Raw genomic sequence first — 16108 nt, forward strand, 5'->3', positions numbered from 1 at the left:
GCCGAGCGCCTTGGAGGCGCATCCGACCCGATTGGGGAATCTGCACGAGGGATGCCACGCCGCGAGCGCAACCGAATCAATCTGATCCGAGTCATGCAGCGATTTCGTGGGGGTCGTTCGTAAGCTTCTCCGACAATCCTCCGGGGCGGATCCCCCTTCCTTGATGATCGTCGTCGTCGATCCCGCGCTCAGATTTCGGCGGCTCCGATGAAATACTGAAAACATGCGCCACGCGAATCATCGACCGTCCGTCGCGCGTTGTTTCTTCGCCGCGCTCGCCGCGTTCGTCATGGTGCCCGCGCTCCTCCTCGCCTGCGCACAGGATCCGGCCACCAAGAAGCAAGCGCACTACGAGCGGGGCCGCGCGTTCGAGGCGAAGGGCAAGCCCAACGAGGCGATCGTCGAGTATCGCAACGCCCTGCAGGTCGACGGCAACTTCGTCGCCGCGCTCCGCGCCCTCGCCGTCGCCTACCGCGCGAAGTCGTGGGACGAGGACGCCGCGCGCGAGCTCGCCAAGGCGGCGCGCCTGGAGCCCGCGTCGATTCCCATCCAGGCGGAGCTGGGACAGGCCCTCCTCGCGCTCGAGGACTGGGAATCCTGCCAGGGCATCGGCGAGACGATCGCGGGCGCCGACCCGAAGCATCCGTACGGGCCCTACCTCATGGGGGCGGCGGCGAGCGGCCGGGGCGATTCCGAGGGGGGCCTGCGCCTCCTCGCGGAGGCGCTGCGCCTCGGCCCCGACGTCCCCGAGATCCAGCAGGCCTACGGCGAGGCCCTCGCCCGCGCCGAGCGGTACGCCGAGGCCGAGAAGGCATTCCGCGCCGTGCTCGCGCAGCATCCCCATGACGCGGAGGCTATGGCCGGGGCGGCGATGGCGCTCCTGAAGCAGCATGCCATCGCCGCCGCGCTGGAGATGGCCGATCGCGCACGGGAGGCGAATCCGGACAACGCGCGTGTGCGTCTGACCCGCAGCGCGGTGTTGAGCGCGCAGGGTAAGTGGGCGGCAGCGGTCGCGGAGCTCGAGTCCCTGCCTCGCCAGGCCTGGTCGCCGCGCTTCCAGCTGGCGCTCGCCGAGGTGTATCTCCGAAACGACCGCCCCGAGAACGCCCTGTCGGTGCTGGACCCGCTCGTCAAGCGATTCCCGACGTTCGTGGTGGCCCGCTACCTCCTGGCCCACGCCGCCCTCGCCGTGAACCGCGGGGACAAGGCGCTCGCCGAGCTCCAGGAGGTGCTGCGGGCGGCCCCCACCAATACCAACGCGCGTTTCAGCCTGGGGGTGGCGTACACCCAGGCCGGGCAGTTCGCCGAGGCGCTGGACACGTTCGCCGCGCTACGGCCCACCATGGAGCGGCAGTCCATCTATCACCTCCAGCGCGCGAACGCCCTGGCCGGCCTCGCCCGCTGGGACGAGGCGATCGCGGCAGCCGAGATCGCGCGGCGCATCGATCCGAATCGCGCCGAGCCCTACGAGACCCTGGGGCGCATCTACCTCGCGCGGAAGGACACCGCGCGCGCCCAGGACATGTACGCGCGGGCGATCGAGCTCAAGCCCGATCTCACGTCGGCGCGGCTGGCTCTGGGCACGCTCCTCGACTTCACCAAGCAGCCGGAGGCCGCGCTGCAGCAGTACGGGGCGGCGGCCGCCGCGGATCCCCGCAGCCAGCCCGCCGTGGTGGCGAAGGTGAATGCGCTCGTCCGCGCCAAGCGTCACGCCGAGGCCATCACCTTTCTCGACGGACTCATCAAGAGTCAGGGGGAGGCGGCGCCGCTCCTCACGCTCCTCGGCCACGTCTACCTGGCCAAGGGTCAGCCCGCGAAGGCCGAAGCCGAGTATCGCCGCGCGATCAGGGCCAACGACACCTACGCGCCCGCGCGCTTCGCGCTCGCGCGCCGGGCTCTCGCGGCGGGCAACGAGGAAGGGGCCATCGTGCACTTCCACGGCGTCATCGCGGGCGCGCCCGGCCACGCCGCCGCGGGAAGCGCGCTCGCCGGCCTGTATGCGCGCCAGACCCGCTACGATCAAGCCATCCAGGTCCTGGAGCCCGTGGCGGCCGCCAATCCCCGGCTCCCCGAGCTCCGCCTCCAGCTCGCCGAGCTCTACCTGCAAAAGGGCCGCTACGACGACGCCCTCCGGGCCGTCGGGCAGCTCGTGGGGAAGGGCTCCGCCTTCGTGCCCGCACGCATGATCGCCGGGCTGGCCTATCTTGGGAAATCCGAGCCGGGCGAGGCGATCAGAGAGCTCGAGGGGGCCGTCCACGCCAACCCGAAGCTCGCCGCCGCGCACTACTACCTCGGCCGCGCCTTCATCGCGCGCGGCGAGGTCGAGGCGGCCAAGAAATCCTATCAACGCGCGCTCGAGCTCGAGCCCCGCATGCCGCAGGTGCGCATCGAGCTGGCCGCCATGTCCGGACAGGCCCAGGATCCGAAGCTGCTCAGCGAGCACGTCGCGGAGCTCCGCCAGATCCTCGACAAGCAGCCTGGAGACCTCACGACGCGCTATGCCCTCGCGCGCGCCCACCTGGCCCAGGGACAGCCCAAGGACGCGGAGGCGGCACTCAAGCGCATCCTGGACACGGCCCCCGGCTACGCGCCCGCCAACATGGCGCTGGCGCTGATCCGATTCGGTGAGCGGCGGAACGAGGAGGCCGTCGAGTATCTCCGCGTCGTCGTGCGGACGACTCCCAACGATCTGCAGGCCCACCTCCTGCTCGCGGGATACTTCGATCGGAGCGGTATTCCCGCCATCGCCATCGAGCACTACGAGGCGGTAGCGCGGGTCGCGCCCGCGCGCAGCGACGTGAAGCTGCGCCTCGCCATGCTCTACTCGCAGACGGGGCGGCAGGAGGACGCACTCGGCCGCGTGCGGGAGGCGGTGGATGCGCTGCCGCGCGACGCGGAGCCGCGCTACGTGCTGGGCGAGGTGCACCTCAGGCGCGGAGAGCGCGCGGAGGCCGCCGACGCCTTCGCCGCCGCCCTGCGGCTCGATTCCAAGCACGCGGGGGCCCAGCTGGGGCTCGGCATCGCCGCCGAACAGCGCGGGGAAGTCAATCGCGCGCTCGACGCCTACGCTCGCGCGCGCCAGCTCGCGCCCGAGGACGCGCGCGGCTACAACAACGGCGCCTGGCTCCTCGCCTCGCAGGGGAAGAATCTGGATGAAGCCCTCGGCCTGGCGCGCCGGGCCAACGAGCTCGTCGCCCGCGACAAGGATCTCGTCACCTGGGTCCCCGCGATGAAGGACACGCTGGGGTTCGTCCACTACAAGCGCGGCGAGCTCGCCCAGGCCGAGCCTCTGCTGCGCGACGCCGCGACCCGCGCCCCGAGCGTGGGCACGTTTCACTACCACCTGGCGCTCGCCTACGAGGGCATGGGCCGGCGGGACGACGCGCGGGTCAGCGCGCTACGGGCGACCCGCCTCGATCAGAAGCTGGCGGCCGATGCCGACGTGCAGGGATTGCTGAAGCGCGTGGGCGGCTGATCGGCCGCCTACGCGTTGCCGCCGGCCAGCGCCTTGTAGAGCTCCAGCCCCACCGCGGACACGTCCGAGCGGCTCTCGATGGGAAGGCCCGCGTTGGTCCACGCGCCGAGCCCTCCCTTGAGGACCAGCACGGTCTTGAAGCCGAGCTTGCGCAGGGCCTTGGCGACCTTGGAGCTGGTCTGCTCGTCGGGCGAGGTGCAGTACGCAACCACGGGCCGCTGGAGATCGAGCTCGAGCCCGCTCACCCCGCTGGCGAGCTCCTCGGGCGCGAGGCGAGTGGAGCCGGGGATCTTGAGCGGCAGCGTGTCGTAGGCCGCAGACGTGCGCACGTCGAGGATCTGGGGCTGCTTGCCCCCCTCCAGGAGCTTGATGACCTCCGACGGCGACACGCGGTAGCGGTTCTTCTGCCAGCGCCGCAGGAACTGGACACCCCACCCCGCCCCGCTCAGGAGCGTCACGCCGATCGCCACCCAGAACCATGGGAAGGGCCGGGGCGGCGGGTTCTTCACGAACTCGCGCGCCTCCGCGAGCTGACGCTTGAGGTCGGGCAGGTTCGGCACGAGCTGGTCCGCGCGCTCCATGTCGCGGACGGCGCCCGAGTAGTCCTCGGTGAAGAAGCCGCGGAGGGCCGCGTACCAGGCCTCGTTGAACTTGCTGGTGCCCGAGAGCTGGACCGGGGTGCCCTTGACGAACTCGCGCACCGCGTCGGCCGGGATGACGAAGTTGAAGCCCTGGACGATGGAGCCCTCGGCGCCGGGCGCGAGCGAGACGAACGTGAGGACGCCCACCACCTGACCCCGCTGAGTCACCGCGGGCCCGCCAGAGTTGCCCCAGGCCGCCGGGGCGTCCGTCTGGATCACCGGCTGATTCGAGACGTCCTCCTTGAGCCCGGACACCGCCCCGTTGGTGACCGAGGCTTCCATGGAGGCGGACTTGTTCAGGAGCTCGTGGGAGAGCACCACCCCCGGGAAGCCCAGGATGTGCAGCGGGTCGCCGATCTGCACGTTCCGGCTGTCGACCAGCGGGAGCACCGGAAATACCTCGCCGGGGACCTTGAGGAGCGCGAGGTCGCGGCCGGACATGGCGCCGGGCTCGGCGCTCACCGGGGGGCTGTACTTCACGACCTCGGCCTTGAGCTTCGCGCCGTTGGACACCAGCACGGTGACCTGGGGCGTGAGCTTCACCTTGGTCGTGGGCAGCACCGCGTCGAGGACCTTCCGCTTGATCGCGTCCTCCATCTCCGGCCGCTCGCCCGGATTCACGCCCTTCTGCGCCAGGGCCTTGGGCAGACAGGCGGTGGACACCGCCCGCTGCGCCTGCTGGTTGATCAGCCAGCGCGGGGGCGAGTAGGCAGGCTGGATGACGTGCCCGTTGGTGATGATCCAGCCGCGCCCGTCGACGAACCAACCCGTGCCCGTCTCGCGGAATATCGGCGGCGTCACCGTCTGGACACCGCTCCCGCAGTCGAGCGTAACCTCGGCGTTCACCTCGGCGATCACGAGGACGACCGCCGGCTTGGCGCGGAGGAAGACCTCCTGGATGGTGGTGGGCCGCTCGGCAGCGAGAGGCGCGGAGATCCCGTGGATGAGGCCGAGGAGGCTTGTCACCACCAGGGTAATCAGGCGTACCATAGGGGCCACGACAGTCCATCTTATACCACTCCTCCGGACCGAGGGCCACGCATGAGCCGTCAGATCGGCGACGTCCCGACCAAATCCTTCAAGCCCGGCGAGTTCATCTTCCGCGAGGGGGACGACGCCAAGGGCGAGGCCTTCATGGTCCACGAGGGCAAGGTCGAGATCCGGCGGCAGTTCGGGGGGCAGGATCGCGTGCTGCGCGTGCTCGGCAAGGGCGAATTGCTGGGCGACCTGGCGCTGTTCCGCAACGCGCCCCGCTCGGCGGATGCGGTCGCCGTCGACGCGGTCACCCTTCTGCTGATCCCGTCCAATCGACTCGAGCACCTGGTGCGCTCGAATCCCGCCCTCGCCCTCGCGCTGATCAAGCAGTTCGCCGCCCGCATGCTCGAGGCGGAAGATCGCGCGCGCGCCGCGGAGGACCGCGAGAAGAAACCCCCGAAGCCTTGAGGCCGCGCGCGCCCGGGTCGGGCGGGCGCGGGCGCCGAGGCTAGAGCCGGAACGAGTCCGCGGCGAGGCCCGCGATGTGCCGGCCGATGGCCAGCGAGGCAGTCGCCGCGGGCGAGGGCGCGTTCAGCACGTGGATGGCGCCCTCCGTCTGGCTGATCTTGAAGTCGTCCACCAGCGAGCCATCGGGGCTCACGGCCTGGGCGCGCACCCCCGCTCCGCCGGGCGCGATGTCGGCCGCCTGGATCGCGGGCACGAGACGCTGGAGCGAGGCCACGAAGGCGGCCTTGTTCACCGAGCGGTAGACCTCGTAGGCGCCCATCTTCCAGTAGCGCCGGCCCATGTTCCAGAAGCCGCGATACCTGAACGTGCGGAGCGCTTCTCCGATCCGGACCGTGCCCATCGTGTAGCCCTCGCGGGCGAGCGCGAGCACCGCGTTCGGGCCGGCCTCCACCTCACCGTGAACGGTGCGGGTGAAGTGGACGCCGAGGAACGGAAACCGCGGGTCGGGGACGGGGTAGATGAGCCCGCGCACGAGCGAGCGGCGCTCCGGCCGGAGCATGTAGTACTCGCCGCGGAATGGGATGATCTGCACCTCGGGACGGATGCCCATGAGCGCGGCCACGCGGTCCGAGTGGAGCCCGGCACAGTTGATGAGGTAGCGCGTGGCCACCGGGCCGGCGTCGGTCTCGAGGGTGAGCGTGCCGCCGTCCCGGCGGATGGCCCGGACGCCGGCCCCCGTCACCACCTCGGCGCCGCGCTGGCCGATGAGCGCGGCCATGCGATTCGCGACCTCGGTGTAGTCCACGATCCCGGTCGCGGGAGACAGCATGCCCCGCACCGCGCGGACGTGCGGCTCCCACTCGCGGATCTCGTCGCCGGAGACCAGCTTGAGCCCGGGCACCCCGTTGGCGGTGCCGCGCTCGTGGAGCGCGTCGAGGCGCGGGATCTCCTCGTCGTTCGTGGCCACGATCACCTTGCCGCAGCGCTCGTAGCCGATCCCGTGGGCGTCGCAGAACTGGGTCATGAGCCGCGCGCCCTCCACGCAGAGCCGCGCCTTGAAGGAGCCGGGCTTGTAGTAGATCCCCGAGTGGATCACGCCCGAGTTGTGGCCGGTCTGATGCGTGGCGATCTTCGGCTCCTTGTCGAGCACGACCACGCGCGTCCGCGGATGCCGCTCGGTGAGGTTCACGGCGGTGGCGAGGCCGACGATGCCGGCCCCGACGATGGTCACGTCCGCGGTCTTGGGCATGCCCCGCACAATAGCACGCGACGGGCGGGCGGCGGGCCGCCGCCGGGCTGTCCGTCGCCTGACGAGACCTGTCCCCGGGATGACGGCATCGGGCTGGGAGGGAGACGAAAACTCCCATAATTTCAACATGATAGGAGAGCCGTACGTCTGGCATCCCTCATGCTCTCCCATAGGTTGCGGCGGCGGCGCCTTCGAGGGAGCCGCCGACATAGAACCGGGGAGGGCAGTCATGCAGAAGGCCCTGGCGTTGATCCTCCTGGCGATGGCGCCGATGGCCACGCCGAGTCCCACAGAGGTGGTGCAGTCCGGTATCGAGCGGGTGGCGCAGGTGGCGCAGGACTACGACGCCGGTCATCCCGATGCGGCCGAGAAGCGGCGCAGCGAGATCCGGCGGGTGGCCGGCCGTCTCTTCGACTTCCAGGAGATGGCCCGCCGGACCCTGGCCCGTCACTGGTCGGAGCGCACGCCGGCGGAGCGCGAGGAGTTCGTCTCCCTCTTCCGGGACCTCCTCGAGCGCTCCTACATTGCCAAGCTCGAGAACTACTCGGGCGAGCAGATCGTCTATCTCGGCGAGACGGTGGACGGCGAGTACGCCACCGTGCGCTCCAAGATCGTGGGGCGGGGCAATGAGATGGCGCTCGCCTATCGCCTCCATCTCGTCAACTCGCGGTGGGCGGTCTACGACGTGCTCGTGGAGGGCGTGAGCTTCGTGGGCAACTACCGGAGTCAGTTCAACCGCATTATCTCGAAGGGGTCGTACGAGGATCTCATCCGGAAGCTGAAGACGGGCGGCCTCGAAGGGGCCACCCTGGACCGCTCCCTCGAGCGGGCCGCCGCCCTCCGCTAGGGGCGACCCAGGCCCCTCACGCTCAGTCCAGGACGAGCGTGATGGGGCAATGGTCCGAGCCCTGGACCGCCGGCAAAATGCCGGCGGCCTTGACCCGCCCGCGCAGCTCCTCGGATACGAAGAAGTAGTCGATGCGCCAGCCCACGTTCCGGGCACGCGCCCCCGTCTTCATGTCCCACCAGGTATAGTGCCCCGAGTCCTGGGTGAAGAGCCGGAAGGTATCGCAGTAGCCGGCCTCGATGAACTTGGCCACCCAGGCCCGCTCCTCCGGCATGAAGCCGGAGGTCTTCTCGTTCTCCTTGGGACGGGCGAGATCGATCTCGGTGTGGGCGGTGTTCACGTCGCCGCAGACGATCACGCCCTTGCCCCCCTTCCGCAGCCCCTCAGCCAGCACGAGGAACTCGTCGTAGAAGGTGAGCTTGTGGGCGAGCCGCTCCGGCCCCATCCCGCCGTTGGGGAAGTACACATTCAGGAGATGGAAGTCTCGCAGCTCGAGATGAACGACGCGCCCCTCGACGTCGAGCGAGGGCGAGGCGAACGTCGTCGCGACGTGCACGGGCTCCTCGTGGAGATAGGTCACCACGCCGCTGTAGCCCTTCTTCTCGGCGAAGCTCCAGTACGAGCGGTAGCCGCCGACCGTGCGCATCTCCTCGGTGAGCTGCTCCGCCTGCACCTTGGTCTCCTGCACGCAGACCACGTCCGCCTTCTGGGACTCGAGGAAGTCGACGAAGCCCTTCTTCCAGGCGGCGCGCAGCCCGTTGACGTTCCACGACACGAGGATCATCGGGGCGAGGCCTCAGCGCCGCCACACATCGAGGGGTCACGCATCGCGGGCCAGTGTATGGCCTCGCGGCGCGGAACTCAACTGAGGGACGGAGACGACTCGTCGAGCACCCCGGCAATGACGGCTCGGAGGCGGCCGAGGTCGACCGGCTTCATCAGCGAGGCGTCCACCAGCGCCTCCACGCGCAGCCCGTCGGGGATGGCTTTGCCCGACATGAGCACCACGCGGCAGCCCGGGGACCTCCGCTTGGCCGCGCGGGCGATCTCCCATCCGCTCGCCCCGGGCAAGAGCAGGTCCGTGAGCACGACGTCGAAGCTCTCGTGCTCCAGGGTCTCGAGGCCCGCCTTGCCACTCCCCACGAGGGTCGGCTGGCAGCCGAGCTCACTGAGGAACTCACGCAGGATGTCGCGCAGCTCGCGCTGGTCGTCCACCACGAGGACACGTAGGCCCGCGCGCAGACGGGGCGCCGCCACCGCGGCCATCCGGGCCTGACGGCTCTCCGCGCAGGGCAGGACGATCGTGAAGGTGGTGCCGCGCCCGAGCTCGCTCACCACCGAGATGGTGCCGCCGTGGCTCGTTACCAGGTCCTTCGCCGACGAGAGCCCGAGCCCGGTATTCCCCGCCGGCTTGGTGGTGAAGAACGGCGTGAAGACCCGCGTGAGCACCTCCTCCGACATGCCGACGCCGGTGTCGGTGACGCGGAGGGCGGCGCGGCTCCCCTCGCGCACCGTCTCGATCGTGACATCGCCCCCCCGGGGCATCGCCTCGATGGCGTTGAGGATCAGATTGACCAGCACCTCGCGGAGCGCGCTCGACTGGCCGGAGACGGGCACCGCGACGGTGGAGAGGCGCGGGGTCACCAGCACCGAGATCCCGTGCCCCTGCGCGACCGTGACGAGGTGGGGCTGGATGAACTCCACCGCGTCGGCCACGGCCGCGTTGAGGTCGAACACCGAGCACGCGACGTCCTGAGGGGGCCGCGCGATGTCGCGCAGGCGCTTCAGCAGCTCGGCCGCGTCGAGGGCGCCCTTCTGGATGGAGAGGAGCCCCTTGCGGAGCTGGCCCTCGTCGAGGGCGCCCCTGTCCACCTGCCCCAGGAGGAGCTCCACGCGCCCGAGCAGCACGGACAGGATGTTGTTGAAGTTGTGCACCACCCCGCCCGCAACCTTGCTGATGACCTCCGATCGGACGATGTGCCGCTCGACGCGCGGATCCTCGATGATGGGTCTAGACATCGCGCTCTCCCGCCGCGCGCTCGGAGGCCAGGGGCAGGAGCACGGTGAACACCGTGCCGACGCCCGGCGCGCTCCGGAAGCCGATGCTCCCGCCGTGATCCTCGATGATCTTGTGCGTGAGGGCAAGGCCCAGCCCGGTGCCCTCCGCCTTCGTGGTGAAGAATGGATCGAACACTTTCTCGGCCTCCGAGGCTGAGATGCCGCTCCCCGTGTCCTCGATCTCGACGCGCACGCGGCGTCCCGCCGCGCCGCGCCCCATCGGATCTCCGGGGCGGTGCCAGCCGGTGCGCAGGGTGAGCCGGCCCCCCGGCGCCATGGCGGCGATGGCATTGCTGACCAGATTGACGAACGCTTCGTAGAGCCGCTCGGGATCGGCGGTGATGGAGGGCACTTCGCGCGCATACTCCCGCGTCACCACGATCCCCTTGGCGTCGAGCTCGTTGGCGTAGAGCTCGAGGACGCGGTCGAGCACGCCGGACACCGTCAGCGGCGCCGGGCGCAGCCGGATCGGGCGCGCCAGCTCGAGGAGCTGCTCCACGATGCCGTTGATCCGCTCGAGCTCGTGAGGCACTACCCGCATGAACGTCTCGCGGAAGCGGGCGTCCTCGAACTTGCGCGGGATGATTCGCGTGAAGGTGCGCAGGGACGCGAGAGGGTTCTTGATCTCGTGGGCGAGCCCGGCGGCGAGGGTGCCGAGGGCGGCGAGCCGGTCGGAGCGGCGCAGCTGGCTCTCGAGCTCGCGAACCTGGCTCACGTCGCGGAAGACTCCAACGACGCCGAGGTCCTTTCCTTCGAGCCCGCGCAGCGGCGCGGTGCTCATCTCGACCGGCACGGTGGTGCCGTTCCGGCGCCGCAGGCTCAGGGACACGTGCCCCAGTCCCGCCCGGCTCGCGAGCGCCTCCATGAGGATCTCCGAGACCTCGGGGGTGTGGGCGAACACCTCGGTGCAGTACCGGCCGATGATCTCACCGGCGAAGAGGCCGGTGAGAAGCTCGGCGGCGGGGTTCACGGTGGCGACCCGGCCGTCGAGGTCCAGGGTCACGATGCCGCTCGTGATCGAGGCGAGGATGCTGTCGGTGTAGCTCTTGAGGTTCGCGACCTCCTCGAAGCGCTCCCGGAGCGACTCGTGGGTGGCCTCGAGGTCGCGCCGCTGCTGCAGGAGCTGCGCGGTCATGTGATTGAAGACCACCGCGAGCTGGCCGATCTCGCCGACTCCCCTCGCCTCGATGCGTTGGTCGAGGTCACCGCGTGCGATGGCCTCCGCGCCCGCGGCCAGCTCGCGCACCGGCCGGGAGATGGCGCGCGCGACGAGGGCGGCGGCGAGGCCGCCCACGAGCAGCGTCACCGCGGTCAGCCCCGCCAGCTCGATCCGCGTCCGGCGGATCTGGGCCTCCATCCGCTTCTTGGACAGCCCGACGCGCACGGTGCCCCAGCGCTGGGCGCCGATCAGCACCGGCACCGCGAAGTCGTACACCGCGTCGCCCCGCGTCTGGCTCTCCTGTACGAGCAGGTCCTCCGTCGCGGCGGCGGCCCGATCGATCGGCGCGGCGAGTACGCTGCCCACCAGCTCGGGGCGGCGGCTGTGCGCGGCCACCTTGCCGTCGGCGTCCAGCACCACCGCATACACCACGTCGGTGTTCGCCCGCACGCGGTCCACGTTCTGCTCGAGCGCGGTGAAGTTGTAGAGAAGCAGCGGGGTCGACGAGATCGCGGCGAGATCGCGCACGATGACCTCGCCGCGCCGGAGTACCTCGCCGATGATGGCCACGCGCTGCCGGTACTCGACCACCGCGATCACCCCCGCCATCACCACCAGGAAGATGAGGATGGTGCCGGCGAGGAGGCGGGCGTGGAGCGAGTTGAAGCGCCGCCCCACGCGGTCCAGCAGGGCGCGCGAGCTCACCGGCGATTCTCCAGCCAGATCTTCCGTAGCGGGATGTACGGGTCGCCGAGTCCGTTCACCTCGACACTGCGCACGTAGCCCTGGAAGAGCCGCTCGAACGGGTAGTGCCAGATGGGGATGATCGGCGCGTCGTCGAGGATCGTCTGCTCGGCGCGCCGATACAGATCCATCCGGCGGGCCAGCTCCTTCTCGCCGCGCGCCTGCACGAGCAAGGTGTCCACCACGGAGTTGGAGTAGCCGGTGAGGTTGCGCGGGCTCCGCGAGTAGAAGAGCCGGAAGAGGAAATTATCGGGATCGGGCACGTCGGCGTACCACGCGTAGATGAACATGGGCAGCTTGCCCTCGTTCACCTGCCGGGAGAACGTCGGCCAGTCGGTCTCGTAGCGCGTCTCGGTCCGGATGCCGACGGCGCCAAGCTGCCGCGACACCGTGTCCAGCTCGCGCTCCAGCCGCTCGCTCCGGGCCCCCGACCAGAACACGATGGTCGGAAGTCCCCGCCCCTCCGGATAGCCCGCCTCGCGGAGAAGCTCACGCGCCCGCGCGGGGGCATAGCCGAGCGGCTTCAAGTTCGGGTTGTAACCCGGCAGCCCCAGCGGCAAGATCCCGGACGCGGGCTGAAAACGACCGGTGAAGACGTCCTCGAGCAGGGTGTTCCGATCGATGGCGTGGGCGATGGCGCGGCGCACCCGGACGTCGCTCATCGGCTTCATGTGGGTCTGGAGCCCGTAGAAGCGAACGCTGAAGGTGACGCGCCGGACGTACTGGTACCGCGCGTCGTTGACCTTGCTCCGGCAGACCGGTGGCACCGGGCTCTCGTCCAGCTCGCCGCGGTCGAAGTCACGGCACATCACGTCGCTGAGCTCCCCGGGGAAGATGCGATACACGACCCGGGCGAGCCGCGGCGGACCCTCGAAGTAGTCGCGATTCGCCGACAGCACGATCTCCTTCCGGCGCTCCCATCGGACGAACGTGAACGGGCCCGTCCCTACCGGATGCTGGCCGAAGGCATCGCCCTGCTTCTCGACCACGTCGCGGGGCACGATCTTGGCATGCCCGAGCGCCAGCACGGACACGAAGGGCGTGGAGGCCTCGCGTAGCGTCACCCGCACCGTATAGCGGTCAGGTGCCTGAAGCCCGCTCACCGTGGGCGCGCGGCCGGCGCGGAATTCCTGGGCACCCTCGATGCTCGAGAAGAGATCCGCGGCGCCGCTCTGAAACTTCGGGTCCAGGATCCGGCTGAGCGAGAACACGACGTCGTCGGACGTCAACTCGCGGCCGTGGTGGAACTTCACCCCCTGGCGCAGTGTGAACGTCCACACGAGCCCGTCTCGCGACGCCCGCCAGAAGCGGGCGAGGGCCGGGGTGATCGTCAGCGTCTGGTCGAACTGGACCAGGCCGTCGAAGATCTGCTCGGTGACGGCGCGTCCATAGAGATCGCTGACCCGGACCGGATCCAGCGTGGCGGGATCGTTCCCGAGCGGTCTCCGGTAGACGCCGGTCTCGCGAGCCGTGCTTCCCGTCGGCTCCTCGGCGTACGCGTGCGGCGCCGCGAGCCCTCCCAGCAGCGCGAGCGCCATCAGGAGCAAAGGGGGGCCGAGGCCCCCCCTTCCTCCGGCGGGGGCACGATAAAAATGGCTTGCCGCTCCCAAACGAGGTGGCGTGAGGCTAGTCCCCTCCGGCTCCACCGTCCGCATTACCGATGGCCAGGAAGATCTGGGTGGACTCCGACGTGCCCGACTCGATCACCGGCGCCACCAGCAGGAACGAGGCAAGAACTACCAGCACGGCCACGAGCTTCGTCATTGCTTTCCCTCCCGTGAGGAATGGATCTCCGGGCGGGGGGACCCCCCGATGAGGTCCTCCGCCCGAGGGGGAGAATAGAGCAATTCGGCCGCCATGGCTGCCCGCGTCGGCTCCCTGCGAAACTCCCCGTTTCTCGGCACCTTTCTCGACGCGGAATCGTGGGATCGATGCCCTTGCTGCACGATCGGCGGGGCAGGCCCCGAGCGAAGGGGGGGGCACGCAGGCAGAATCGGCAATGGTGACCGACACTTGAGGGACCTGCCCCGCTCGCAGTGCATCGGCGGCCGGCAGTGCAGCGTCAGCGGTCGGGCTCGCTCCGCTTGAGACCCCATCGGGCCATCTTCACCTTGAGCGTATTGCGATGCATGCCGAGCAGCCGGGCGGCTTCGCTCTGATTCCAGTCGACCCGGTCCAGCACGCGGCACACGATCTGCTGCTCGAAGTGATCGTGGGCTTCCTCGAGATCGAGTGCGCCCGCGGCGTTGGCGCTCGCGCGGGCGTCGGGAATCATGAACTCGAGCGGCAGGTCGGACAGGCGGATGAGCGGGCCGTCGGCGAGGGCCACGCAGCGCTCGATGACGTTCTGCAGCTCGCGCACGTTGCCGGGCCACGAGTAGTCCGAGAGGGCGGCGAGCGCCTCCGGCGCGAGGCCGCTCACCGGCTTGCCGAACTGCTGCCGGTAGCGGCGGATGAAGTGATCCGCAAGGACGCCGATGTCGTCCCGGCGGGCCCGCAGGGGCGGCATGGTCACCCGCACCACGTTGAGGCGATAGAAGAGATCCTCACGGAACGACTGCGCCGCCACCGCCTGCCGGAGATCGGCGTTGGTGGCGGCGATGATGCGCACGTCGAGCTTCACGGTGTGGGTACCGCCGACCCGCTCCATCTCGCGCTCCTGGAGCACCCGGAGGAGCTTGGCTTGCATCTCGGGCTTGAGCGAGCCGATCTCATCGAGGAACAGCGTGCCGCCCTGGGCCAGCTCGAAGCGGCCGAGCTTGCGCTGATAGGCGCCGGTGAACGCGCCCCGCTCGTGCCCGAACAGCTCCGACTCCATGAGCGTGTCGGCGATCGCGGCGGGATTGACCGCGACGAAGGGCCGATCCCGGCGCGGCCCTTGGCGGTGGATCGCGCGGGCGAGCAGCTCCTTCCCGGTCCCGCTCTCGCCCGTGATGAGGACGGTGGCGGTCGTGCGGGCCACCTGGCCGACGAGCGCGGCGAGCTTCCGCATCTCCGGGGACTGCCCCACCATCTCGTAGGTGTCCTCGCGACGGGCGAGCTCCGAACGGAGAAACGCCACCTCGCGCTCGAGCGCGCGCTTCTCGAGCGCGCGGCGGATGAGGGCGAGGACCTCATCCTCGTCGAACGGCTTGGTGAGGTAGTCGAGGGCGCCCAGCTTCATCGCAGACACCGCGGTGCGCACGGTCTTCACTGCGGTGACCAGAATCACGTCGAGCTGCTCGTCCATTCCCTTGATGCGCTCGAGCACCTCGAGTCCATCCATGCCGGGGAGACGGATGTCGAGCAGGACCAGATCCACCTGACACGAGCGTACGATGTCGAGGGCGTGCTGACCGTCCGGGACGTCGAGGACCTCGAACTCGTCCTCGAGAATCAGGCGGAAGGACTCACGCAGACCGTGGTCGTCGTCCACGACCAGGATGGTGGGGCGGATCGGGCGAGCGGTATCGGCGGCGTCCACATGTCCTCCGGTCGACTGGGCCCCGCGTCGCCGCAACTATACAGGAAAGCGCTCAGCGATGCGCCGTGAATCTCCGCGACGGCTGCCCGATGTGGATGTGGGCGCCGGTGGAGGAGCCGGGCACCGCCTGCCGCACCGCGATGAACGGGATGTTCTGGCTCTGCAGATAGCTCATCAGCGCCTGGCCCTCGGCGCTGTCGGGATGGACGGCCACGTCCACCGCGTTGCGATGGTCGAACCCGATGCGGTCGTGCACCGCGCTCTGGCCCAGCGCACTGATGGGCAAGCTATGACCAAAGCGAGTGCCGAAGAAGCGCTCGACCCGCGGGAGGTCGGCGAGCGTGAAGGCCGCCGTCCCGTTGAAGCGAATGAAGACGCCGGTGGCCAGATAGCCGCCCGCGGGCAGCGTCGTCTTCGCGATCTCGGCGTGGAGGGCGGCCTCGCCGAGTATCGACTCCCGGATGGTGCTGGCGTCCTTGATCCAACGATCGGCTTCCGCGACCTTGCGATTCGCCTGGGCGAGCGCCTCTTCGGCGATCTCGACTTCGCGCTTCGAGACGATCTGCCGCTGGTAGAGATCGCGCCGCACCTCGACCATCTCGGCGAGCGCCTCGGCATCCCGCTGATAGGCGGCGCGCGTGCGCTCGAGGCTCGCGACGTATTCGCGGGTCGTGCGGACGATCTCGGCGGCCATGCGGTCGGCCTCGGCGGCCTGGCGCGACAAGGCGGGAGAGCGGGAGGTGGGGGTCGTCGATGGCGCGCGACTCTGCGCGGCCACCGGCGCGACTCCGATGAGGAGCGTGGCGAGCAGCACCGCGGCAAGGACGAACGCCATCGCAACCAATTGTAGCCCGCTGTTCAAGCCCTGGCGAGATGAGGCCAGGGTCTCACCCCGCCAGTGTCAAGCGCGTGAATTGATTGGGCGCAACCCGCCGCTCCGCGACGCGGGCGCGCGGAGGCGATCTGGGGCTTCGGAACGTGAAGGATCGCGATCTGACCGATCCGCCCTCGTGGGGGAAGGGCGCTAGG

General features: G+C 69.8%; 12 protein-coding genes. 3 read left to right on the forward strand and 9 right to left on the reverse strand.

The window, feature by feature from the left end; translation table 11 throughout:
* Window positions 1-223: 223 nt before the first annotated feature.
* The gene (locus VFX14_21360) at window positions 224-3475 is read left to right on the forward strand and encodes a tetratricopeptide repeat protein (GenBank protein ID HEU5192247.1); all 3252 of its coding nucleotides are present in this window, start codon (window positions 224-226) and stop codon (window positions 3473-3475) included.
* An 8-nt stretch (window positions 3476-3483) separates the two neighbouring features.
* Here VFX14_21360 and VFX14_21365 read toward each other — a convergent pair whose 3' ends face one another.
* Window positions 3484-5106 carry a trypsin-like peptidase domain-containing protein gene (locus VFX14_21365; protein HEU5192248.1) on the reverse strand — a complete coding sequence of 541 codons (1623 nt, stop codon included), beginning with the start codon at window positions 5104-5106 and terminating at the stop codon, window positions 3484-3486.
* Window positions 5107-5157: 51 nt separating this feature from the next.
* On the opposite strand from VFX14_21365, the gene VFX14_21370 reads away from it, so the two are divergent.
* The gene (locus tag VFX14_21370; GenBank protein HEU5192249.1) at window positions 5158-5559 is read left to right on the forward strand and encodes a cyclic nucleotide-binding domain-containing protein; all 402 of its coding nucleotides are present in this window, start codon (window positions 5158-5160) and stop codon (window positions 5557-5559) included.
* 40 nt (window positions 5560-5599) lie between these two features.
* On the opposite strand, the gene lhgO is transcribed toward VFX14_21370, so the two are convergent.
* Window positions 5600-6808: an L-2-hydroxyglutarate oxidase gene (gene lhgO, locus VFX14_21375; GenBank protein ID HEU5192250.1), complete on the reverse strand. Its 1209-nt coding sequence runs from the start codon at window positions 6806-6808 to the stop codon at window positions 5600-5602.
* A 229-nt stretch (window positions 6809-7037) separates the two neighbouring features.
* Here lhgO and VFX14_21380 point away from each other — a divergent pair, with 229 nt between their 5' ends.
* Window positions 7038-7655, forward strand: coding sequence for an ABC transporter substrate-binding protein (locus VFX14_21380; protein ID HEU5192251.1), 618 nt, complete (start codon window positions 7038-7040; stop codon window positions 7653-7655).
* Between the two features lie 22 nt (window positions 7656-7677).
* On the opposite strand, the gene VFX14_21385 is transcribed toward VFX14_21380, so the two are convergent.
* The 7 genes from VFX14_21385 to VFX14_21415 form a co-directional block, all read right to left on the reverse strand.
* The gene (locus VFX14_21385) at window positions 7678-8439 is read right to left on the reverse strand and encodes an exodeoxyribonuclease III (protein ID HEU5192252.1); all 762 of its coding nucleotides are present in this window, start codon (window positions 8437-8439) and stop codon (window positions 7678-7680) included.
* Window positions 8440-8516: 77 nt separating this feature from the next.
* On the reverse strand, window positions 8517-9674 hold the full coding sequence (locus VFX14_21390) for an ATP-binding protein (GenBank protein ID HEU5192253.1): 1158 nt from the start codon (window positions 9672-9674) through the stop codon (window positions 8517-8519).
* Window positions 9667-11577: an ATP-binding protein gene (locus VFX14_21395; protein ID HEU5192254.1), complete on the reverse strand. Its 1911-nt coding sequence runs from the start codon at window positions 11575-11577 to the stop codon at window positions 9667-9669. The genes VFX14_21390 and VFX14_21395 overlap by 8 nt, the downstream gene beginning before the upstream one ends.
* Window positions 11574-13154, reverse strand: coding sequence for an ABC transporter substrate-binding protein (locus VFX14_21400; protein ID HEU5192255.1), 1581 nt, complete (start codon window positions 13152-13154; stop codon window positions 11574-11576). Before VFX14_21400 ends, VFX14_21395 begins: the two co-directional genes overlap by 4 nt.
* A gap of 88 nt (window positions 13155-13242) precedes the next feature.
* A complete protein-coding gene (locus tag VFX14_21405; protein ID HEU5192256.1) occupies window positions 13243-13380 on the reverse strand; it encodes a hypothetical protein in 138 nt (45 codons plus the stop codon).
* 298 nt (window positions 13381-13678) lie between these two features.
* Window positions 13679-15079, reverse strand: coding sequence for a sigma-54 dependent transcriptional regulator (locus VFX14_21410; GenBank protein ID HEU5192257.1), 1401 nt, complete (start codon window positions 15077-15079; stop codon window positions 13679-13681).
* Window positions 15080-15131: 52 nt separating this feature from the next.
* Window positions 15132-15914 (reverse strand): hypothetical protein, encoded by a 783-nt coding sequence (locus VFX14_21415; GenBank protein HEU5192258.1) that lies wholly within the window; start codon window positions 15912-15914, stop codon window positions 15132-15134.
* Between the last annotated feature and the right edge of the window lie 194 nt (window positions 15915-16108).

Source organism: Candidatus Methylomirabilota bacterium, from assembly GCA_035764725.1.
Classification (GTDB): Bacteria; Methylomirabilota; Methylomirabilia; order Rokubacteriales; family CSP1-6; genus DASRWT01.

Coding starts and splice junctions, on each gene's coding strand:
- VFX14_21360 (HEU5192247.1), top strand. CDS start 224: ATGCGCCACGCGAATCATCGACCGTCCGTCGCGCGTTGTTTCTTCGCC.
- VFX14_21405 (HEU5192256.1), bottom strand. CDS start 13,380: ATGACGAAGCTCGTGGCCGTGCTGGTAGTTCTTGCCTCGTTCCTGCTG.
- VFX14_21415 (HEU5192258.1), bottom strand. CDS start 15,914: ATGGCGTTCGTCCTTGCCGCGGTGCTGCTCGCCACGCTCCTCATCGGA.
- lhgO (HEU5192250.1), bottom strand. CDS start 6,808: ATGCCCAAGACCGCGGACGTGACCATCGTCGGGGCCGGCATCGTCGGC.
- VFX14_21400 (HEU5192255.1), bottom strand. CDS start 13,154: ATGGCGCTCGCGCTGCTGGGAGGGCTCGCGGCGCCGCACGCGTACGCC.
- VFX14_21380 (HEU5192251.1), top strand. CDS start 7,038: ATGCAGAAGGCCCTGGCGTTGATCCTCCTGGCGATGGCGCCGATGGCC.
- VFX14_21390 (HEU5192253.1), bottom strand. CDS start 9,674: ATGTCTAGACCCATCATCGAGGATCCGCGCGTCGAGCGGCACATCGTC.
- VFX14_21385 (HEU5192252.1), bottom strand. CDS start 8,439: ATGATCCTCGTGTCGTGGAACGTCAACGGGCTGCGCGCCGCCTGGAAG.
- VFX14_21365 (HEU5192248.1), bottom strand. CDS start 5,106: ATGGTACGCCTGATTACCCTGGTGGTGACAAGCCTCCTCGGCCTCATC.
- VFX14_21370 (HEU5192249.1), top strand. CDS start 5,158: ATGAGCCGTCAGATCGGCGACGTCCCGACCAAATCCTTCAAGCCCGGC.